The sequence below is a fragment of the Pseudomonas sp. WS 5059 genome (assembly GCF_012985525.1).
Taxonomy (GTDB): Bacteria; Pseudomonadota; Gammaproteobacteria; order Pseudomonadales; family Pseudomonadaceae; genus Aquipseudomonas.
In genome coordinates this window covers 148850-169141 of sequence record NZ_JAAQWO010000007.1, presented here as the reverse complement: position 1 = coordinate 169141, position 20292 = coordinate 148850, and the positions used below count along the sequence as shown (strand labels likewise).

The 20292-nt window shown below is 60.3% G+C and carries 17 protein-coding genes; 8 read left to right on the top strand and 9 right to left on the bottom strand.

From position 1 onward, the window contains the following. The first annotated feature begins 55 nt into the window (after positions 1 to 55). The 3 genes from lon to HBO12_RS21255 all read left to right on the top strand — a co-directional run bounded on the left by lon (position 56) and on the right by HBO12_RS21255 (position 4975). The gene (gene lon / locus HBO12_RS21265; protein ID WP_169954402.1) at positions 56 to 2452 is read left to right on the top strand and encodes an endopeptidase La; all 2397 of its coding nucleotides are present in this window, start codon (positions 56 to 58) and stop codon (positions 2450 to 2452) included. Positions 2453 to 2600: 148 nt separating this feature from the next. Beyond that, positions 2601 to 2873 carry an HU family DNA-binding protein gene (locus HBO12_RS21260; protein ID WP_003174819.1) on the top strand — a complete coding sequence of 91 codons (273 nt, stop codon included), beginning with the start codon at positions 2601 to 2603 and terminating at the stop codon, positions 2871 to 2873. 230 nt (positions 2874 to 3103) lie between these two features. Further along, positions 3104 to 4975 (top strand): SurA N-terminal domain-containing protein, encoded by a 1872-nt coding sequence (locus HBO12_RS21255; RefSeq protein WP_170043139.1) that lies wholly within the window; start codon positions 3104 to 3106, stop codon positions 4973 to 4975. Positions 4976 to 5037: 62 nt separating this feature from the next. Here the strand turns inward: HBO12_RS21255 and HBO12_RS21250 are convergent, their stop codons facing one another. Next, the gene (locus tag HBO12_RS21250; protein WP_170043138.1) at positions 5038 to 6213 is read right to left on the bottom strand and encodes an MFS transporter; all 1176 of its coding nucleotides are present in this window, start codon (positions 6211 to 6213) and stop codon (positions 5038 to 5040) included. Positions 6214 to 6339: 126 nt separating this feature from the next. Here HBO12_RS21250 and HBO12_RS21245 point away from each other — a divergent pair, with 126 nt between their 5' ends. Both HBO12_RS21245 and HBO12_RS21240 read left to right on the top strand, forming a co-directional pair. After that, positions 6340 to 7284, top strand: coding sequence for a LysR family transcriptional regulator (locus HBO12_RS21245; RefSeq protein ID WP_170043137.1), 945 nt, complete (start codon positions 6340 to 6342; stop codon positions 7282 to 7284). A 44-nt stretch (positions 7285 to 7328) separates the two neighbouring features. Then, positions 7329 to 8117 (top strand): DUF2242 domain-containing protein, encoded by a 789-nt coding sequence (locus HBO12_RS21240; protein WP_170043136.1) that lies wholly within the window; start codon positions 7329 to 7331, stop codon positions 8115 to 8117. A gap of 268 nt (positions 8118 to 8385) precedes the next feature. Here HBO12_RS21240 and HBO12_RS21235 read toward each other — a convergent pair whose 3' ends face one another. Then, positions 8386 to 9426 carry an AraC family transcriptional regulator gene (locus HBO12_RS21235; protein WP_169954397.1) on the bottom strand — a complete coding sequence of 347 codons (1041 nt, stop codon included), beginning with the start codon at positions 9424 to 9426 and terminating at the stop codon, positions 8386 to 8388. Between the two features lie 4 nt (positions 9427 to 9430). Continuing rightward, positions 9431 to 10561, bottom strand: a complete 1131-nt coding sequence (locus tag HBO12_RS21230) for a carbon-nitrogen hydrolase family protein (RefSeq protein ID WP_170043135.1) — start codon at positions 10559 to 10561, stop codon at positions 9431 to 9433. A 211-nt stretch (positions 10562 to 10772) separates the two neighbouring features. Here HBO12_RS21230 and HBO12_RS21225 point away from each other — a divergent pair, with 211 nt between their 5' ends. Both HBO12_RS21225 and HBO12_RS21220 read left to right on the top strand, forming a co-directional pair. Next, the gene (locus HBO12_RS21225) at positions 10773 to 12812 is read left to right on the top strand and encodes an NADPH-dependent 2,4-dienoyl-CoA reductase (RefSeq protein ID WP_169954395.1); all 2040 of its coding nucleotides are present in this window, start codon (positions 10773 to 10775) and stop codon (positions 12810 to 12812) included. A gap of 57 nt (positions 12813 to 12869) precedes the next feature. After that, complete coding sequence (locus tag HBO12_RS21220) at positions 12870 to 13760, top strand: 1-aminocyclopropane-1-carboxylate deaminase/D-cysteine desulfhydrase (protein ID WP_170043134.1); 891 nt, start codon at positions 12870 to 12872, stop codon at positions 13758 to 13760. Here the strand turns inward: HBO12_RS21220 and HBO12_RS21215 are convergent. The 3 genes from HBO12_RS21215 to HBO12_RS21205 form a co-directional block, all read right to left on the bottom strand. Next, positions 13757 to 14302, bottom strand: a complete 546-nt coding sequence (locus tag HBO12_RS21215; protein WP_099169023.1) for a cytochrome b — start codon at positions 14300 to 14302, stop codon at positions 13757 to 13759. The two genes, HBO12_RS21220 and HBO12_RS21215, sit on opposite strands and share 4 nt — an antisense overlap. Positions 14303 to 14416: 114 nt before the next feature. Further along, positions 14417 to 15244 (bottom strand): phosphonoacetaldehyde hydrolase, encoded by an 828-nt coding sequence (gene phnX, locus HBO12_RS21210; protein ID WP_169954393.1) that lies wholly within the window; start codon positions 15242 to 15244, stop codon positions 14417 to 14419. Positions 15245 to 15322: 78 nt separating this feature from the next. Beyond that, the gene (locus tag HBO12_RS21205) at positions 15323 to 16432 is read right to left on the bottom strand and encodes a 2-aminoethylphosphonate--pyruvate transaminase (protein WP_170043133.1); all 1110 of its coding nucleotides are present in this window, start codon (positions 16430 to 16432) and stop codon (positions 15323 to 15325) included. Positions 16433 to 16544: 112 nt separating this feature from the next. On the opposite strand from HBO12_RS21205, the gene HBO12_RS21200 reads away from it, so the two are divergent. Next, positions 16545 to 17405 (top strand): LysR substrate-binding domain-containing protein, encoded by an 861-nt coding sequence (locus HBO12_RS21200; protein ID WP_170043132.1) that lies wholly within the window; start codon positions 16545 to 16547, stop codon positions 17403 to 17405. Between the two features lie 147 nt (positions 17406 to 17552). On the opposite strand, the gene HBO12_RS21195 is transcribed toward HBO12_RS21200, so the two are convergent. From HBO12_RS21195 to HBO12_RS21185, 3 genes are read right to left on the bottom strand one after another with little or no spacing between them, the layout of a single operon-like run. Then, positions 17553 to 18068, bottom strand: a complete 516-nt coding sequence (locus tag HBO12_RS21195) for a flavin reductase family protein (RefSeq protein ID WP_170043131.1) — start codon at positions 18066 to 18068, stop codon at positions 17553 to 17555. An 8-nt stretch (positions 18069 to 18076) separates the two neighbouring features. Continuing rightward, on the bottom strand, positions 18077 to 19105 hold the full coding sequence (locus tag HBO12_RS21190; protein WP_076962641.1) for a methionine synthase: 1029 nt from the start codon (positions 19103 to 19105) through the stop codon (positions 18077 to 18079). Positions 19106 to 19131: 26 nt separating this feature from the next. After that, on the bottom strand, positions 19132 to 20115 hold the full coding sequence (locus HBO12_RS21185) for a DUF1852 domain-containing protein (RefSeq protein ID WP_170043130.1): 984 nt from the start codon (positions 20113 to 20115) through the stop codon (positions 19132 to 19134). Positions 20116 to 20292 lie beyond the last annotated feature (177 nt).

Here is a 20292-nt window from a genome sequence, read left to right as displayed (position 1 = left end):
ACGCAGCCCCCATCTTGGTTTCAAGCTTACTTTCATCTGTCATAGAGGCGAAATCATGAAGACAACCATTGAATTGCCTCTCCTGCCATTGCGTGATGTGGTTGTGTATCCGCACATGGTTATCCCGCTGTTCGTGGGGCGCGAGAAGTCTATCGAAGCCCTCGAGGCCGCGATGACGGGCGACAAGCAGATCCTGCTGTTGGCCCAGAGAAATCCGGCTGACGACGATCCAGGCGAAGACGCCCTGTATCGCGTCGGCACCATTGCCACCGTTCTGCAATTGCTCAAGCTGCCGGATGGCACCGTCAAGGTGCTGGTCGAGGGTGAGCAGCGCGGTGCGGTCGAGCGCTTCATGGAGGTGGACGGCCACCTGCGTGCAGAAGTGGCGTTGATCGACGAAGTCGATGCGCCTGAGCGCGAATCCGAAGTGTTTGTACGCAGCCTGCTGTCCCAGTTCGAGCAATACGTGCAACTGGGCAAGAAAGTCCCGGCTGAAGTCCTGTCCTCCCTCAACAGCATTGATGAGCCAAGCCGCCTGGTCGACACCATGGCCGCGCACATGGCGCTGAAGATCGAGCAGAAGCAAGACATCCTCGAAATCATCGACCTGTCGACCCGGGTCGAGCACGTCCTGGCCCTGCTGGATGCCGAGATCGATCTGTTGCAGGTCGAGAAGCGCATTCGCGGTCGCGTCAAGAAACAAATGGAGCGCAGCCAGCGCGAGTACTACCTGAATGAGCAGATGAAGGCCATTCAGAAAGAGCTCGGCGACAGCGAGGAAGGTCACAACGAAATCGAAGAGCTGAAAAAGCGCATCGATGCCGCAGGCCTGCCAAAAGACGCGTTGACCAAAGCCACCGCCGAGTTGAACAAACTCAAGCAAATGTCGCCGATGTCGGCCGAAGCCACCGTGGTTCGTTCCTACATCGACTGGCTGGTGCAGGTGCCGTGGAAAGCCCAGACCAAGGTGCGCCTGGACCTGGCGCGTGCCGAAGATATCCTCGACGCCGATCACTACGGCCTGGAGGAGGTCAAGGAGCGCATCCTCGAATACCTCGCCGTGCAAAAGCGCGTGAAGAAGATTCGTGGCCCGGTGTTGTGCCTGGTCGGTCCTCCGGGCGTGGGTAAAACCTCGCTGGCCGAGTCGATTGCCAACGCCACCAACCGAAAATTCGTACGCATGGCCCTCGGTGGCGTGCGTGATGAAGCGGAAATCCGTGGACATCGCCGGACTTACATCGGTTCGATGCCGGGAAGATTGATTCAAAAGATGACAAAGGTTGGCGTGCGCAATCCGCTGTTCCTGCTCGATGAAATCGACAAAATGGGCAGCGACATGCGGGGCGATCCTGCATCAGCCTTGCTCGAAGTGCTCGACCCCGAGCAGAACCACAATTTCAACGACCATTACCTGGAAGTCGACTACGACCTGTCCGACGTAATGTTCCTGTGCACCTCCAACTCGATGAACATCCCGCCAGCCCTGCTGGACCGGATGGAGGTGATTCGTCTGCCGGGTTACACCGAAGACGAGAAGATCAATATCGCCGTCAAGTACCTCGCGCCCAAGCAGATTGCGGCCAACGGGTTGAAGAAGGGCGAGATCGAATTTGATGTCGAGTCGATCCGCGACATCATTCGCTACTACACCCGCGAGGCCGGCGTACGGGGCCTTGAGCGTCAATTGGCGAAGATCTGCCGTAAGGCAGTCAAAGAACATGCCCTGGAAAAACGCTTCTCCGTGAAGGTTACGGCCGATGCGCTGGAGCACTTCCTGGGTGTGCGCAAATTCCGCTATGGCCTGGCCGAGCAGCAGGATCAGGTCGGGCAGGTGACTGGTCTGGCGTGGACCCAGGTGGGCGGCGAATTGCTGACCATCGAGGCCGCGGTGATCCCGGGCAAGGGGCAACTGATCAAGACCGGTTCCCTGGGTGACGTGATGGTCGAGTCCATCACGGCCGCGCAGACCGTGGTGCGCAGCCGCGCCCGCAGCCTGGGGATCCCCCTGGACTTCCACGAGAAGCACGACACCCACATCCATATGCCGGAAGGGGCGACTCCCAAAGACGGCCCTAGCGCTGGCGTAGGCATGTGCACGGCCCTGGTATCGGCCCTGACCGGCATCCCCGTGCGCGCCGATGTGGCCATGACCGGGGAAATCACCCTGCGTGGTCAGGTACTGGCCATTGGTGGCCTGAAGGAAAAACTGCTGGCTGCACACCGTGGTGGTATCAAGACGGTGATCATTCCTGAAGAGAATGTTCGCGACTTGAAGGAAATTCCTGACAATATTAAGCAGGATCTGCAGATTAAACCGGTTAAATGGATTGACGAGGTCCTGCAAATTGCGCTGCAATACGCGCCGGAGCCCTTGCCGGATGTGGCTCCCGAGATAGTCGCGAAGGACGAAAAACGCGAGACTGACTCTAAGGAAAGAATTAGCACGCATTAATACGTTTAAGCTTGGTGGCTTCCTTGACAGCTTTTTAGAGCCCTTGTTATAAAGCGGCTCTTATAAGTGCCTGTAGGCCATTCAGCACTGGTTTTTGCTTTCACCAAAAAACTTAGAATCATACTCAATAGATATAAGGGGACTTAGAGTGAACAAGTCGGAACTGATTGATGCTATCGCCGCATCTGCTGATATCCCGAAAGCCGCTGCTGGCCGTGCGCTGGACGCAGTAATCGAATCCGTCACTGGCGCTCTCAAGGCCGGCGACTCCGTGGTACTGGTAGGTTTCGGTACTTTCTCTGTGACCGATCGTCCAGCCCGCACTGGCCGTAACCCACAGACTGGCAAAGCACTGCAAATCGCTGCTGCCAAGAAACCAGGTTTCAAAGCCGGTAAAGCCCTGAAAGAAGCCGTCAACTAAGCTTCGTTCAAGCCTTTGCCTATCCGGGCTGGACGCAGGTCTGGCCTGGCAGCGGAGCGGCAACTGACCTGAGTATCCATTGGGTCGCGACGCCGGGGGGCGGGTTCAACACCCGTCCGTTCCGCCAGTTACGAGAAGGCGCATCCTCGGATGCGCCTTTCTTCTATCCGGATTCTACCCACGCTCCACGGTTGCCTAATTTTTGAAGTTCAACCGTTTCTGGGGGACGCATGCTGCAGAATATCAGGGACAATTCACAAGGCTGGATTGCCAAGACCATTATCGGGCTCATCGTTGTATTGATGGCCTTCACCGGTATCGAGGCCATTTTCCAGGCCACGACCAACAGCCAGGACGCGGCCAAGGTCAATGGTGAAGAAATCACTCAAAACGAGCTGAGCCAGGCCGTCGACATGCAACGTCGGCAGCTTATGCAACAACTGGGCAAGGACTTCGACGCGTCCTTGCTGGATGAAAAAATGCTGCGCGAGGCGGCCCTCAAAGGCCTGATCGATCGCAAGCTGCTGCTGCAAGGCGCGGCCGATTCGAAGTTCTCCTTCTCGGAAGCTGCACTGGACCAAGTGATCCTGCAGACCCCGGAGTTTCAGGAAGACGGCAAGTTCAGCGCTGAACGCTTCGACCAGGTGATCCGTCAACTGGGCTACAGCCGTATGCAGTTCCGGCAGATGCTGACCCAGGAAATGCTGATCGGCCAACTGCGCGCAGGCATTGCCGGCAGCGGTTTTGTCACCGACCAGGAAGTGCTGAACTTTGCGCGTCTGGAAAAACAGACCCGTGATTTCGCCACCGTCAGCATCAAGGCCGACCCGGCAGCCGTGAAACTCACCGACGACGAGGTCAAGGCTTACTACGACCAACACGCCAAAGAGTTCATGACTCCGGACCAGGTCGTCATCGACTACCTGGAGCTGAAGAAGTCTTCGTTCTTTGACCAGGTAGCGGTCAAGGACGATGAGCTGCAGGCCCTGTACGAGAAAGAAACCGCCAACCTCGCTGAACAGCGTCGTGCCGCGCACATTCTGATCGAAGTCAACGACAAGGTCACCGAGGCCCAGGCCAAGGCCAAGATCGAGGAAGTCCAGGCGCGCCTGGCCAAGGGCGAAAGCTTCGAGGCCCTGGCCAAGGAGTTCTCCCAGGATCCGGGTTCGGCCAACAGCGGCGGCGACCTGGGTTTTGCAGGCCCTGGCGTCTACGATCCTGAGTTCGAAAGTGCCCTGTACGCCTTGAACAAGGACCAGGTCTCGGCACCGGTACGTTCCAGCTTCGGCTGGCACCTGATCAAGCTGCTGGGTGTTGAAGCGCCAGAAGTGCCTTCGTTCGCCAGCCTGAAAGACAAGCTGACCCGCGAGCTGAAGACCCAGCAAGTAGAACAGCGCTTCGTCGAGGCAACCAAGCAACTGGAAGATGCGGCATTCGAAGCCTCCGACCTGGCCCAGCCAGCTTCGGACCTGAAGCTGACCGTGCACACTTCGGCGCCGTTTGGCCGTGAAGGTGGCGAAGGCATCGCGGCCAACCGTGCTGTGATCCAGGCGGCTTTCAGCCCTGAAGTGCTGGATGAGGGTGCCAACAGCACCGCCATCGAGCTGGATCCGGAAACCATCGTGGTCCTGCGCGCCAAGGAGCACCGCAAGCCGGAGCAACTGCCGCTGGAAAGCGTGGCGACCGCCATCCGTGCCCAGTTGACCAAGGAGCGTGCAAGCGCTGCGGCGAAGACCCATGCTGACGAGCTGATCGCTAACCTGCGCGACGGCAAGCTGGCATTGGACCAGGCGGTTGATGGCCAGGCCTGGAAAGTCACCGAAGCTGCTACCCGTGGCCAGGAAGGCGTCGAGCCTGCCGTGCTGCAAGCGCTGTTCCGCATGGCCAAGCCGGCGGCGAAGGACAAACCGACCTTCACCGACGTGACCCTGCCGGATGGCAGCTTGATGATCCTGCGCTTGAACAACGTCAACGAAGGCGCTGCGCCAACCGATGAAGAGAAGGAGCAATATCGTCGCTTCCTCGCTTCGCGGGTCGGTCAGCAGGACTTCGCCGCGTTCCGCAAGGAGCTGGAAAGCAAGGCTGACATCAAGCGGTTCTGATGTAGTAATACCGTTTCAAAAAACACCCCGGCCTGAAACCGGGGTCTTTTTTTGCCTGTTTGTCAGGTGCGGCGAGGCTGCAGGGTGGTGATCAATGCCAGCGTAGCCAAGGCGGCAACGACCCAGGGAAACCACATGACGCCCCATCCCTGAAGCAGTATGCCGCCCAGCAGCCCACCGCCGGCAATCCCCAGGTTCCACACCGTCACCAGCATCGACTGGGCTGCATCCGCCGAGTCACCGGCCGATTTGGCCAGCGCGGTTTGCAGCAAGGCAGGCAAGCCGCCAAACGCCAGGCCCCAGATGGCGACTGACAGGTAGACGACCTCGGTAGAGGCGATCCACAGACACAGGGCCAATGCTGCAGCGGCAAACAGGGTGCAACTGCTCACCAGTAGGACCTGCAGCAGGCGGTCAATCAACAGGCTGACGATCCAGATCCCCATCAGCGCTGCCAGGCCAAATACCAGCAACACCCGGTCGATGTCGGCGGTAAGCCCGGCGGGCGCCAGGAACGGCGCGATATAGGTGTACAGAATGTTATGCGCCAGCACGTAGGTAAAGGTCACCCACAGCACCGGTCGCACCCCCGGCAAACGCAGGACCTGGCGCAAGCCCAGGCGCTGTTGCGCATGTTGCCCGGCAAAGTCCGGCACCTGCCAGCGTACCCACGCCAGTAGCAGCACTGTCAGCCCGGTCATGATCGCAAAGCTCAAGCGCCAACCCACTGCAGTGCCCAGAAACGTTCCGGCAGGCACTCCAAGGGATAACGCCAGGGGCGCGCCCAGCATTGCCACGGCAATCGCCCGGCCCTGTAGGTGCGGGGCCACCATGCGGCTGGCATATCCTGCCAGCAGTGCCCAGAGCAAACCCGCGAACACCCCGGCCAACAGCCGTGCGACCAGGGTCAGCCAATACACGCTTGATAGTGCCGTGACACTGTTGACTAGCGCGAAGCCACCAATGGCTAGCATCAGCAAGGGGCGGCGGCGCCAGCCACGGGTGGCGATGGTCAGGGGGATGGCGGCCAGCAACGAGCCGAGGGCATACAGCGTGACGAGCTGGCCGACCAGCGCCTCGCTTACCCCGAGGCCGGCGCTCATCTGGGGCAGCAGACCTGCGGGCATCGCCTCGGTGAGGATGGTGATGAAGCCGGCGGTGGCCAGCGCCAGCAAGCCCGCCATGGGCAGGCGTTCGCGCTCGCTGGGCAGGCATTGCGGTGTACTGCAGTCATTCATGTGGCTCGGCTCCGTATTCAAGGCATCAGGACATCGGGGCAGAGTAGGGGGCTGAACCGCTTGGAAAAATGGGCTAAGGTTCCGAACTTATCGGACGTTTATGTCCGTAATTCGCAGGAAGTGACAATGGACAGTCTGGGCAGTATGTCGGTGTTTGTGCAGGTCGCGGAGACCCGCAGCTTTACCCAGGCCGGTCGGCTGCTGGGGGTGTCGTCCTCGGCTGTGGGCAAAAGCATTGCGCGCATGGAGCAGCGTCTGGGGGTGCGGCTGTTCCATCGCAGTACCCGCAGTATCACGCTGACGGCCGAGGGCGCGCTGTTTCTCGAGCGTTCACGGCGGATCCTGGCCGAGGTTGAAGCGGCCGAGCAGGAGTTGACTGAAGCCGCAACCACCCCCCGTGGCAAATTACGCATCAGTTTGCCCCAGGTCAGGGGCCTGTTGATGCCGGTGCTGACCGAGTTTATGCGGTCCTATCCAGAGATTGAGCTGGACGTGGATTTTTCCGACCGCATGGTGGATGTGATCGAGGAAGGCTTCGACGCTGTGGTGCGCACCGGCAAGCCCGAGGACTCGCGGCTGTCGGCGCGGCTGCTGGGGCACTATCGGTTGGTGCTGGTGGGAGCGCCGCAGTACTTCGCCTTACACGGCGTACCGACCTGTCCTACGGATCTCAACCATCATGCCTGCCTACGTCACAAGTTTTGCGCCACCGGCAAGCTGGAGAGCTGGCCCCTGCGCCATTTACCGGGCGAACCCGAGCCGGTGCTGCGTGCACCGTTGGTCAGCACGACCATCGAGTCGCTAAAGCACGTAGTGCACGAAGGCCTTGGGATCGCCTGCCTGCCGGACTTCATGGTCCGCGAATCCGTCGAGCAGGGCCGCCTGCAGCGGGTGCTGGACGATTACCTGGAGCACAGTGGCAGCTTCTGGATGCTCTGGCCGTCGAGCCGACATGCCTCGGCCAAACTGCGGGTGTTTATCGATCATATGAGCGCCAGGCTTTTTCCTGCACCGCGCGTCGAGCCGGCTGGTGACGTTTTACCGACAGGAATCCGCGCGCGCAGCCGGTGATCTGTTGCACAATACCGCCCTGACCGTTTTCCTCAGGATGATCAATGTCAACTTCATTTCACTTGCGTGGCCTCGCGCTCGCGCTGGTGCTGGCAGGCGCCACGGGCTGCTCCTCGCCCAAGACCGCTATTTACGAACATGAGAACTTCGACGACTCCGGTACGTTTTCGCGCAATTACCCGGTCAGCGATATCGCGGCCTGCGAAGCGGCACGCCGGGCGTTGCTCAGCCAGGGCTACATCATCACCAGCAGCGACCCGAAGCTGGTGAGCGGTAACAAAAGTTTCCAGCAGACCGGTGAGACCCATCTACAGATCAGTTTCAACGTGGTGTGTGCCGAAGATGGCAGCGGCGAGCATCATGCCACCATGTTTGCTAACGCCCTGCAGGATCGCTACGCGCTGAAGAAAGTCAACAACTCCGCCAGCCTGGGGGTGGGCGTGCTCGGTTCGGTGTCGATGCCGATCGGCTCCACCGACGACTCGATGGTCAAGGTGGCCAGCGAGACGGTCACCTCGCCCAAGTTCTATGACCGCTACTTTTCCCTGGTGGATGTGTTCCTGCCCCAGGAAGTGAAAGCCGCCGAGCAGATTCCCGAAGCGCCAAAGGCCGATCTCGGCGTACCGGAACCCAAGCCCGCGCCGGCGGTGGATAAGGTAGAAGCGCCGAAAGAAGTGCCGCCGGTACCTGTCGCGCCAGCGGTCTCGGAACCGCTTGCACCGCCGGTAGAGGCCATGCCCATTACCCCGCAAACTCCAGCAGAAGTGCCGACTACGCCTGTGCTGCCGGCACCGACAGAGGTGATTCCACCGCTGCCGGCCACCGGCGAGTAATTACGCGCGGGCCGAGAGGGTCAAGTTTGATGTATTAAATCCGTTGCCCGTCGCTACGTTTAATCCTGGAGCGCAGGAATGTCATGACCCTGTCTTTTTTTCGTCACCACGGCACTTTAGGCTGGTGATGCAGGTCACTTGAACAACCTGCTTTGATGACACAAGGAGTCGACGATGGACGATTATCAAGAAGAGCTGCTGGAATACCAGGCCTTTGAACTGGACCCTTCGCACCCGGCCGACGACGCCACCGAGTTGTAGGCAGGCGTCAGGCGGAATGCCGCTGACTGCGGCGAAATTCCCCTGGGGTCTGGCTGTTCCAGCGCTTGAAGGCCCGTTGAAAGGCCTCCGCTGAGGCAAAACCGAGCAAGTAGGCAATTTCCCCAAACGCCAGTTCCGTGTCGCGAATGTAGGTCATGGCCAGGTCGCGGCGGGTGTCGTTGAGAATCGCGCGAAACTGCGTGCCTTCCTCGGCCAGTTTGCGGCGCAAGGTCCAGGTTGGCAGCTTCAGGCGCGCCGCCACTTCTTCCAGGTCGGGTTCCCGGCCGCCATTGAGCATCGGCCCCAGCAAACGAATGATGCGCTCGCGCAGGCTGCGGGTGCGGGTCAGTTGTTCCAACTCCCGTTCACACAATTGCACCAGCAAGTGCCAGGTACTTGGGCAGTGCTGCGGGTTGCGCAGGCCCAGGCTGTACTGGCTCAGCCGCAGTTGGTTGAGCTCGGCGCCGAACTGCACCGGGCACTCGCCCAGCACGCTGTAGCTGGCGCTGTAGTCCGGTGCGGCGAATTCGATTTCGATGCGCTCGGCCAGCACCGGCTGCTGGCACAAGTTCGCCATCTGATGCAGCCAGCCGGCCAGAATCGAGTCCACCACGAAGCGGTTATAAGCGTTGTACGGGCTGATGGAATAGAAGCGCAGCCAAGCGCCCTGGGCGTCTTCATGAAAGCTCGACTGGCCACGATAGTTGGCGCCGTACAATGCTTCAAAGCGCGTCAGGGTGCGTGCCGCTTCGCGCACGTTGGGCGCCTGGGCGGCGGTGACGCCGGCCAGGCCAAGTTGATTCATACGGCTCAACTGGCCCATGCGCAGGCCCAGGCCGGGGTCGCCGGTCAGTTGGATGGCCGCATGGCCCAGGCGCATATAGCGCGGGATCGACAGGCGCGCGCCGGGTTCACTCAAGCGCGCCGGGTCCAGGCCGTATTGCAACAGCAACGGCTGCGGGTCCAGGCCATGGCTGAGGATGGCGTCGGCCAGGGTGTGCACGATGCCCACCGATAAGTCCCCGAGGCGCATCGGTGCCGGCTTCATGGGTTTATAGCCACACGTTCAGCAGGCGCGCACCACGTGCGTTGCCGTCGGCGAAGACTTGGCCGTTGGCACTGAGAAAGCTCTGGCCGCTGGTGCCCTGGTCCCAGAACTGCCCGCGCATGAATACGCTCATGCCGGCACCGGCCAGGCTGATGGGGGCCTGGCTGATCAGGCTCAGGCGATGCCAGGCTTCGCCTTCACTGAGCTCTTCGGGCTTGAGGCTGACTTCCGGGGGCGTGGACACACTTTTGAAGCCGCGCCATGGCTTGTCCCAGGTGTCTCGGCCAATCACCAGTGCCGGCACGGCCACCAGTTGCGCGCCTTGTTCGTTGAGCTTGCGGTAGTTGTCGGGGTACCAACTGTCGCTGCCGATCAGGATGCCCAGGCGCCCGGCCGGGGTGTCGATCACGCTGACCGCGTTTTCGTCGCCCGGGGCGATAAAACCGCGCTCATCGAAGATCGGGTAGAGCTGGCGCTGGGGTTGGCCCAGCGGCAGGCCATCGCGGTCGAACACCAGGCTGGTGTTGTACAGCGTGCCATGGCCGACCTGCAGTTGACCCTGGCTGATACTGGGGTTGGGCAGGGCGATGGAGCCGGCAACCAGGGTCACCCCGAACTCCTTGGCCAGGCCACCAAACAGCACCTGGTAATCGCGGGCCATGGCCGGCGCCTTCATGCGCAGGTAGGCATCGTCCAGGCGGTTATCGCCCTGGGCGCTGATCAATGCGCGCAGGAACAGCAAAGGGTTGCTCGCCGACAGCCAGTTCATCGCCTCCTTGAAGTTAGTCGCCTGATACAGCTCGTTTTTTTCGCCACTGACCATCAGCCAGGTGCCGACATGTTCGGGCAGGACCACGATGGTTTTATCGTTGAGCAGGCCTAGTTCCTGGGCATTGCGCAGGTAGGCCGAGAGCTTGAGGTGCAAGCGTTCCAGGCTCTGGTAGTCAGCGGGGAACAGCTCCGGCTGGATGCCCAGCAGGTTGCCGTGATCGGCGGGAGTGCCCTCGTTTACAGCCAGGTTGATCCGCAGGTCCGACAGGTAATGCCCCACGGGGCGCTCCTGGGTCCAGACCAGATAGGCGGAAACGGCGGCGACCAGGGCCATGGTGAGGGTCAAAGCAAGTAATTTACGCATGGGGGAACAGACAACAGGCCGTGTGCAGGGTTCGCCCCTAGGGTAGGGCGCGTCGCCACGCTTGCCAAGGGGCGTTGCGCATTTGGATCAATAAGTTGTCAGTTTCAGTCATTGAGCGCTAACGGCGTGGCTCTTAGTCTGTGGAACATAAACCGATGGCCGGCCATTCGAGCCTGTCACGTCCCGTGATGATCCGTTGTGGAGCTGTACCATGACCGCTGCTGCCTACCCGCACCTGCTGGCCCCGTTGGACCTGGGTTTTACCACCTTGCGCAATCGCACCCTGATGGGTTCGATGCACACCGGCCTTGAAGAAAAACCTGGCGGCTTCGAGCGCATGGCGGCGTATTTTGCCGAGCGCGCCCGTGGCGGCGTGGGCCTGATGGTCACCGGCGGTATTGGCCCGAACGATGAAGGCGGGGTGTACTCCGGGGCCGCCAAGCTGACCACCGAAGCCGAGGCGCTCAAGCACAAGATCGTCACCCAGGCCGTGCATGAGGCCGGTGGCAAGATCTGCATGCAGATCCTCCACGCGGGGCGTTATGCCTACAGCCCCAAGCAGGTCGCCCCCAGCGCGATCCAGGCGCCGATCAATCCGTTCAAGCCCAAGGAGCTGGACGAGGAAGGCATCGAGAAGCAGATCAGCGACTTTGTCACCTGCTCGGTATTGGCCCAGGTCGCCGAGTACGACGGCGTCGAAATCATGGGGTCCGAAGGTTATTTCATTAACCAGTTCCTCGCCGCCCACACCAACCACCGCACCGACCGCTGGGGCGGCGCCTACGAGAACCGCATGCGCCTGCCGGTGGAAATCGTGCGCCGGGTGCGCGAAGCCGTGGGGCCGAATTTCATCATCATCTTCCGCCTGTCGATGCTCGACCTGGTGGAGGGCGGCAGCACCTGGGAAGAAATCGTCCAGTTGGCCAAGGCCATCGAACAGGCGGGCGCGACGATTATCAATACCGGTATCGGCTGGCACGAAGCGCGCATCCCGACCATCGCCACCAAGGTGCCGCGCGGTGCGTTCAGTAAAGTCACGGCCAAGCTGCGTGGCGCGGTGCAGATCCCGTTGATCACCACCAACCGTATCAACACCCCGGAAGTGGCCGAGCAGATCCTCGCCGAGGGCGATGCCGACATGGTGTCCATGGCCCGGCCGTTCCTCGCCGACCCGGAGTTCGTCAACAAGGCCGCCGCTGGGCGCGCCGATGAGATCAATACCTGCATCGGCTGCAACCAGGCCTGCCTGGACCACACCTTCGGCGGCAAGTTGACCACCTGCCTGGTCAACCCGCGCGCCTGCTACGAGACCGAGCTCAATTACCTGCCGGTCCAGCAGATCAAGAAAATCGCCGTAGTCGGCGCCGGCCCAGCCGGACTGGCCGCTGCCACCGTGGCGGCGGAGCGCGGGCACCAGGTGACCCTGTTCGATTCGGCCAGCGAGATCGGCGGCCAGTTCAATGTGGCCAAGCGCGTGCCGGGCAAGGAAGAGTTTTTTGAAACCCTGCGGTACTTCAAGCGCAAGCTGCAGACCACCCATGTCGAGCTGTGCCTCAACACCCGGGTCGATGTAGCGCAACTGGTGGCCGGCGGCTATGACGAGATCATCCTCGCCACCGGTATTGCGCCGCGTACCCCGGCGATTCCTGGCGTGGAAAACCCCAAGGTGCTCAGCTACCTGGACGTGCTCCTGCAGCGCAAGCCGGTGGGCAAGCGCGTTGCCGTGATCGGTGCCGGTGGTATCGGCTTTGACGTGTCGGAGTTCCTCGTGCACCAGGGCGTGTCCACCAGCCTGGACCGCGAAGCGTTCTGGAAGGAGTGGGGCATCGACACCCTGTTGCAGGCCCGCGGCGGCGTGGCCGGGATCAAACCCCAGCCCCACGCCCCGGCGCGCGAGGTTTACCTGTTGCAGCGCAAGGCTTCCAAGGTTGGTGACGGCCTGGGCAAGACCACCGGCTGGATCCACCGTACCGGCCTGAAGAACAAGCAGGTGCAGATGCTCAATAGCGTTGAATACCTGAAGATCGACGATGAGGGCCTGCATATCCGTATTGGTGCCGAGGGCGAGCCGCAGGTGCTGGCGGTGGACAACATTGTGATCTGCGCCGGCCAGGACCCGCTGCGCGAACTGCAGGACGGCCTGGTCGCCGCTGGCCAGAACGTGCACCTGATCGGCGGTGCCGACGTGGCCGCCGAGCTGGATGCCAAGCGCGCCATCAACCAGGGCTCGCGCCTGGCCGCCGAGTTGTAAGGGCCGCGCAGGGGCGGTGTTAGACTACCGCCCCTTTTTTCATGCAGACGTGCCCTGATGGGTCCTTTCGATTGGCTTCCCCACGCGCCCCTTGAACCCTTGCAGTTGGATTGGCTGAACGGGGTCGAGGTGGCCGTGCTGCGCCTGGACCGCATCGACCCGCTGATCAGCGGCAACAAGTGGTTCAAGCTCACCGGGCACCTGGCCCAGGCGCAACAGGCGGGTGCCAGCGGCATCATCAGCCTGGGCGGCGCCTACTCCAACCATCTGCATGCCCTGGCGGCGGCCGGCAAACGCTTCGGTTTTGCCACCGTCGGCCTGTTGCGCGGGCACCCGCAAGACACCCCGACGGTCCTCGACCTGCAAGCCTTCGGCATGCAACTGCACTGGCTGGGCTACGGCGGTTACCGTGCGCGTCATGCGCCGGACTTCTGGTTGCCCTGGTGCGAGCGGTATCCGCACCTGCATCCCGTACCCGAGGGCGGCGGCGCCATGACCGGGGCGTTGGGCTGTGGCGTGTTGGTCGAGCAGGTGCGCAGGCAGTTGCCGGCCCTGGGGTGGGCCGACTACGACGCCTGGTGGCTGGCAGCCGGCACCGGTACCACCCTGGCGGGTTTGGTGCTGGCGGAGGCGGGCGCGCATCCTGTGTACGGGGCCATGGCGGTGCCGGATGACCACGGTGTCGTGCAGAACGTGCGGGCCATCGTGCAGGGCGGGTATGAACTGTTGGACGCCAGTCGTGGCGGTTTTGCGAAAGTCGACCCGCCATTGCTGGCCTTCATCGACGCCACGCAGCAGGCCAGTGGCTTGCCCCTGGAGCCGCTCTATACCGGCAAGGCGCTGCTGGCGCTCAAGCAGCAGATCGAGGCCGGGCGCTTTGCCCCCGGCACTCGCCTGGTCTTTGTGCACACCGGCGGCTTGCAGGGCCGCCGGGGTTTTGTGGATTAACGCTTGGGCAACATGCGCAACACGGTGTTATCCCGCATGAAGTAGTGGTGGTACAGACCCGCCGCCGCATGCAGGCCGATCAGCCAGTAGCCGATGGTGCCGCCCAATACGTGCCAGCCTTCGATCTGCTTGGCCAGGTCCTTGTTTTCACCGATCAGCGGTGGCAACTCGATCCCGTAGAACCACACCGAATGCCCTTCGGCACTGACAATCAGCCAGCCAAAGATCGGCATGCCGATCATGAACACATACAGCGCCACGTGCATCAAGGTCGCCAGTAGCGCTTGCCATTGCGGCGGCGCGGGCAAAATCTTCGGCGCCACGCCAAGGCTGCGGGCAAACAGGCGCAGCCAGACCAGTACGAATACGGTCAGGCCGAACATGAAGTGCAGTTCCTTGATTAACGTGCGTCCGCCACTGCCTTTGGGGAAAATCCCGCGAAATTCAATGGTGACGTAGACCGCCACCAGCAGCACTAGCATCAGCCAGTGCAAGGCGATGGACATCGTACTGTAACGGGACTCGCTGTTTTTCCACGGCATCGCGTCTTTCCTCACTCATCAGGGGCAAACCTCCGTTCTTTGGCGACGGAGTCCCTAAAGCCTAAACCTGTTATGCAAGGTTTGCCCGAGTGAGGGGCGATGTATTGATCTCGATCAGGCGCTTTGCGGCATTTCACCACGTGCCAGGCGCTGATTGATGTCGGCGATCACGCCGGGCAGGTCGGTGATCGTGTCGATCAGGTAGTGCGGGCGCGAGCCGGCGAACATCGTTTCGATACGCTTGCGTTCGCTGGCCAGGGTCGCCGGGTCCAGGGCGCGGAACTGCTCGTAGGTCAGGCCCAGGGCGTTGCCCGAGCAGGTCAGCGCCACGGTCCACATCCCGGCGCGGCGGCCTTCGAGGATGCCCGGCACGGTGTCGTCGATCTTCACGCAGGCCGCCACGTCATCGATGCCCAGGGCGATCACGTTGGCCAAGGCCTGGGCCGGCCATGGGCGGCCATTGGGCACTTCGTCGGTGGCCACGACATGGTCGGCGATGTAGCCGTTGGTAGCCGCCAGTTCGACCACCTTGTCCATCACTTGCTTGGGGTAGCCGGAGCAGGAGCCGATCTTGATCCCTTGCGCACGCAGCGCGGCGATGGTCTCCAGGGCGCCGGGAATCAGCGCCGAGTGTTCGGCGATCTTCTCGATCTGCAACGGCATGAAGCGCTCGTAGATGGCGGTCACGTCATCATCGGTCGGCGTGCGGCCGAAGGCCTTGCGATAGCGCTCGGCCACTTGCGGCTGATCACACAGGGTGCGGATGTGGTCCCACTTGCCCATGCCCATCGGGCCACGGGCTTCTTCGATGGAAACCTGCACGTCGAACTCGGCAAACGCCTCGACAAAAATCTGCGTGGGGGCAAACGAGCCAAAGTCGACCACGGTACCGGCCCAATCAAGGATGGCGGCCTGCAGGGTGTTGGGGTTCTGATAGTTCATGGTTCAAATCCTGTAAATAATGTGTAGGAACCGGCTTGCCGGCGATAGCGGCCCTGAAGGCCCCATCGCCGAAGGGAGTCAGATTTCGAGCACTTCCATCTCTTGCAGCGCCTGGGCAATCGCCGCCACCGCCGCTTGCATCTCGGCCTGGTTGACGTGACCGATGCAGCCCACGCGGAAGGTTTCTACCTGGGTCAATTTGCCCGGATACAGAATGAAACCCTTGGCCTTGACCCGCTCGTAGAATTCCTTGAACTGGTAGCGCGGATCGTTTGGCGCGTGGAAGGTAACGATGATCGGCGCCTGGATCGCGGCCGGCAGGAAGCTGCACAGACCCAGGTCGGCCATGCCGTCCAGCAGCGTCTGGCAGTTGGCGGCATAGCGCTGGTGACGGGCTGGCAGGCCGCCTTCTTCGTTGTATTGCAGCAGCGCTTCATGCAGGGCGGCTACCACGTGGGTCGGCGGGGTAAAGCGCCATTGCCCGGTCTTGGCCATGTAGGCGTGCTGGTCGAACAAATCCATGGCCAGGGAATGGCTGTTGCCCTGGGCGGCGGCCAGTGCGTCTTTTTTGGCAAAGACAAAGCCCATGCCGGGCACGCCTTCCAGGCATTTGCCGGAGGCAGCGATCAGGGCGTCAAACGGCACTTGGGCGGCGTCGATGGGCAGCGCGCCAAAGGAGCTCATGGCGTCGATGATCAGGCGCTTGCCATGGCGCTGGATGACCTGGGCGATCTCCGGCAGCGGGTTGAGGATGCCAGTGCTGGTTTCGCAGTGGATCAGCGCGATATGGGTGATGCTGCTGTCAGCCTGCAACAGACGGTCGACATCGGCGGCGGTGGTGGGCTGGTCCTCAGCGGTCTCGAAGGTGCTGAACGGGCGGCCCAGCACTTCGCAGATCTTCGCCAGGCGCTTGCCGTAGGCGCCGTTGATCAGCACCAGCACTTTGCCATCGCGGGGCACCAGGGTGCCGATGGCGGCTTCGACGGCGAACGTGCCGCTGCCCTGCAAGGGCACGCAGTGATGGCTGTCGCCACCGTTGATGATCACCAGCAGTTGCTCGCAGAGGCTGTCGGTCAGTTGGTTGAAGCGGTCATCCCACGAACCCCAGTCAACCATCATCGCCTGGCGGGTGCGGGCAGAGGTGGTCAGGGGCCCAGGTGTGAGCAGGATCGGCGCGGCAGTACTCATTCTCATGTCCTCGCAAAGCAGTGGGATGACGCTACGGGACATAAATTGCAGTTTGGCTTGTCATCAATCAAATTGTTTGTTGTTATGCCAGCCATCAGTGAGGCCGATAGTTATGAATCTATTCCAACTCCGTGCATTTGACGCCGTGGCCCGGGACGGCAGTTTTACCCGTGCCGCCGCGCGCCTGTTTATCAGCCAGCCAGCCGTGACCGGGCATATCAAGGCGCTGGAAGAGCATTACCAGATCACCCTGCTGCGGCGTACCGCGCGGCGCGTGGAGTTGACGGAGGAGGGCATCAAGCTGGCGGCCATCACCCGCAGCATCTTCGGCCTGGTGGATGAAGCGCAGACCCTGCTCGAAGCCAACCGCCAATTGCTCACCGGACGCCTGGAGGTGGCGGCGGATGGCCCGCATATGGTCATGCCGATGTTGGCAAAGCTGCGTGCCCGTTACCCGGGGATCACCGTCAACCTGCGCCTGGGCAATGCCCAGGAAACCCTGGCGGCGCTGCTCTCCGAGCATGCGGATGTGGCGGTGTTGACCGAAGTCGAGCCGCGCAAGGGCGTACACCTGCAGCCGTTGAACGAGTCACGTATTTGCGCGTTGGTACCGGCTGGCCACCCGTGGCTGGCGGACCCGGCGGGTATTCGCCTGGAGCAGTTGGACCAGGTGATCATGGTGCTGCGCGAGCCCAGTTCCATCACCCGCCGCACTTTCGACGAGGCGTGTGCCAAGGCCGGCGTGCAGCCCAAGGTGTTGCTGGAACTCGATAGCCGCGAAGCGGTGGCGGAAGCGGTGGCCGCCGAATTGGGGGTGGGGGTGGTGTCCTCCATGGAAGTCAGCCGGGACCCGCGGGTGCATGCGATTGCGATCCGTGGCGATGGGCTGCTGAACCAGCACATGCTCGGCTGCATGGAACGACGCCGCGAGTTGCGCTTGATTCAGGCGTTTTTCGAGTTGGCCTCAAGCTGATTGGGACGTTGCCCCCCCCCCCCAGTTGAGCAGTCGTTTGCATTCGACTTCGAGTTGGCCCCGTACCCCTCTCGCAGGGCTGTAGGTGTCTAGTGTGCGTTAACGCAACATAACGGAGTGGTTTTTGCGCAGGAAAACCCTCGTCGCTCAAACTGCGCCATGCGCCGCCAGGTTGCGATACTGCCCTTTGAAATACAGCAATGGCTGTGCGGTGTCGGCCTTTTGCAGATCCATGGCTTTCACCTCACCAATCACTATCACGTGATCGCCTGCGACGTGCTCGGCGTGGATTTCACAGTCGAGCCAGTGCAGGCTGTCGGCAATGACGGGGTTACCTAGCGGTGATTCCTGCCATTCGATTCCATGCCACTTATCCGTGCCTCGGCGAGCGAACTGGTTGGAAATCCCAACCTGTTCACCGGACAGAATATTGACTGCGAATCGACCTGCCTCACGAATCTTCGGATAGCTGGCCGAGCTGCACATGACGCTGAACGAGACCAGTGGCGGGTTCATCGATACGCTATAAAACGACTGGCAAGTAAAGCCAATCGGCTCATCACCGGTGTGCGATGTAATCACCGTGATACCGCAAGCGTAGTGCCCGAGCGCCTGACGAAAACTCAGGGGCTCGATGGAAGTAGCAGTGGTAGTGAGTGACATCGCGGTTCCTAGTTCGACAGCTCTTTTCGAATGATCTCTGCGCCTGCGCTCAACGCATTCAACTTGCCCCTTGCCACCTGGCGAGGCAACGGAGCCATACCGCAGTTGGTGCAAGGATAGAGCTTGTCGGCATCTACGAACTGAAGTGCCTTGCGTAGGGTATTGGCGACTTCCTCGGGCGTCTCGATGGCATGGTTTGCCACATCAATGGCGCCCACCATCACTTTTTTACCCCGGATGAGCTCGATCAGATCCATCGGGACGTGAGAGTTGTGACATTCGAGCGAGACGATATCGATGCTGGATTTCTGCAACTTGGGGAACGCTTCTTCATACTGGCGCCACTCCGAACCCAGCGTTTTTTTCCAGTCGGTGTTGGCCTTGATGCCATAGCCATAGCAAATATGCACGGCGGTTTCGCATTTGAGCCCTTCGATTGCTCGCTCCAAGGTGGCCACACCCCAGTCATTCACCTCGTCAAAAAACACGTTGAATGCAGGCTCATCGAACTGGATGATATCTACCCCGGCAGCCTCCAGCTCTCTGGCCTCCTGATTGAGAATCTTCGCGAATTCCCAGGCCAGTTTTTCACGGCTTTTGTAGTGAGCATCGTAGAGGGTGTCAATCATCGTCATGGGGCCGGGCAGGGCCCATTTAATTGGCTGCTTCGTCTGCTGGCGCAAGAATTTGGCGTCTTCCACGAACACCGGCTTTTTCCGAGAAACGGCACCCACAACCGTCGGCACGCTGGCATCGTAGCGATCACGAATCCGGACGGTTTCACGATTCTCGAAATCGACCCCTTCGAGATGCTCGATGAAGGTCGTCACAAAATGCTGACGGGTCTGTTCGCCATCACTGACGATATCAATGCCGGCCAACTGCTGCTCCTGCAAGGCGAGGCGCAAAGCGTCCTGTTTACCTTCAACCAGTTCTTCATCCTGCAATTTCCAGGGCGACCAAAGCGTTTCAGGTTGTGCAAGCCAGGAAGGTTTAGGCAAGCTCCCAGCGGTCGAAGTAGGCAACAGCTTTTTCATTAAAGAAGACCTTGATTTTAAATTAATTAAAGCGCGCAGTTAACAGACCATTGATCAAGAATGACCTTGTAGGGCTTGATGAATTGCTCTTCGGCAAACTTTCCCTGTTCAGTAGCCAGTCGGCTTCGCTCTTCTCGATCATAAATAATTCGAGTCAATGAATAGTCCTGATGCTTCAAACTAGGCTGGTAGGACTTTCCAGCCACGGAGTTTGCATTGTAAATCTCAGGGCGGTAGATTTTCTGGAACGTATCCATGGTGCTAATGGTGCCAATCAACTCAAGATCGGTGTAATCACCGAGCAAATTCCCAGAAAAGTAGAAAGCCAGTGGTGCGGCACTGTTCGGCGGCATGAAATAACGAACCTTCAAGCCCATTTTCCTGAAGTACTCATCTGTCAAAGAGTAGGCATCTTGTTGGTACTCAAAGCCCAACACAGGGTGCTGGTTTTCGGTTCGCAGGTATGTCCGGGTACTGGATACGCTCAGGCAGATGACTGGTGGCTTGTCGAAGTGCTCTTTGTAAGCGCTGGAGTTGACGAAGCACTTGAATAGTTTGCCGTGCAAATCGCCAAAGTCATGTGGGGTGCTGAATTGTGACTGGTTCTTGTTGTGCTCCAGCAGCCGCACACTGAAGTCATAGTCTCGTACGTAGGATGAGAAGTTATTTCCCACTATGCCACTGATGCGTTGATTGGTTTCTCGATCAACAATCGTGGTCTTCAAAATCTCAATCAAAGGAATAGCGTGGCCGCGACCTTCAGTATCAATTTTCATTTCAGCGGAAATAATATCCAACTCGACCGTGTAACGATCACCCGTAGGATTGTCCCAGTGCGCCAACGCATTAAAGCGATTATCAATCATCTTCAACGTGTTGCGCAGATTCTCCTGACGACTCTCCCCCCTCGCTAGATTGGCAAAGTTGGTCGTGATGCGCGTAGTGTCTGAAGGAAAGTAATTCTCATCAAAACAAATGCTCTTGATAACAAATGTGAATTCGTTGTTCATCGTGACCTGCACCCGTATTTTGGACAAACCTGAAATGGCGCCTGGCCTCTTTCAGCTTTGATCATCATGCTGTTTCTTCACTCGACGGCTTGTAGATCGGCCAGCGTGAAGAGCTGCACGTATTTTAAGCAAGGAGGCTACATGAACAAAAACGAATTGATTTCAAAAGAGTATTAG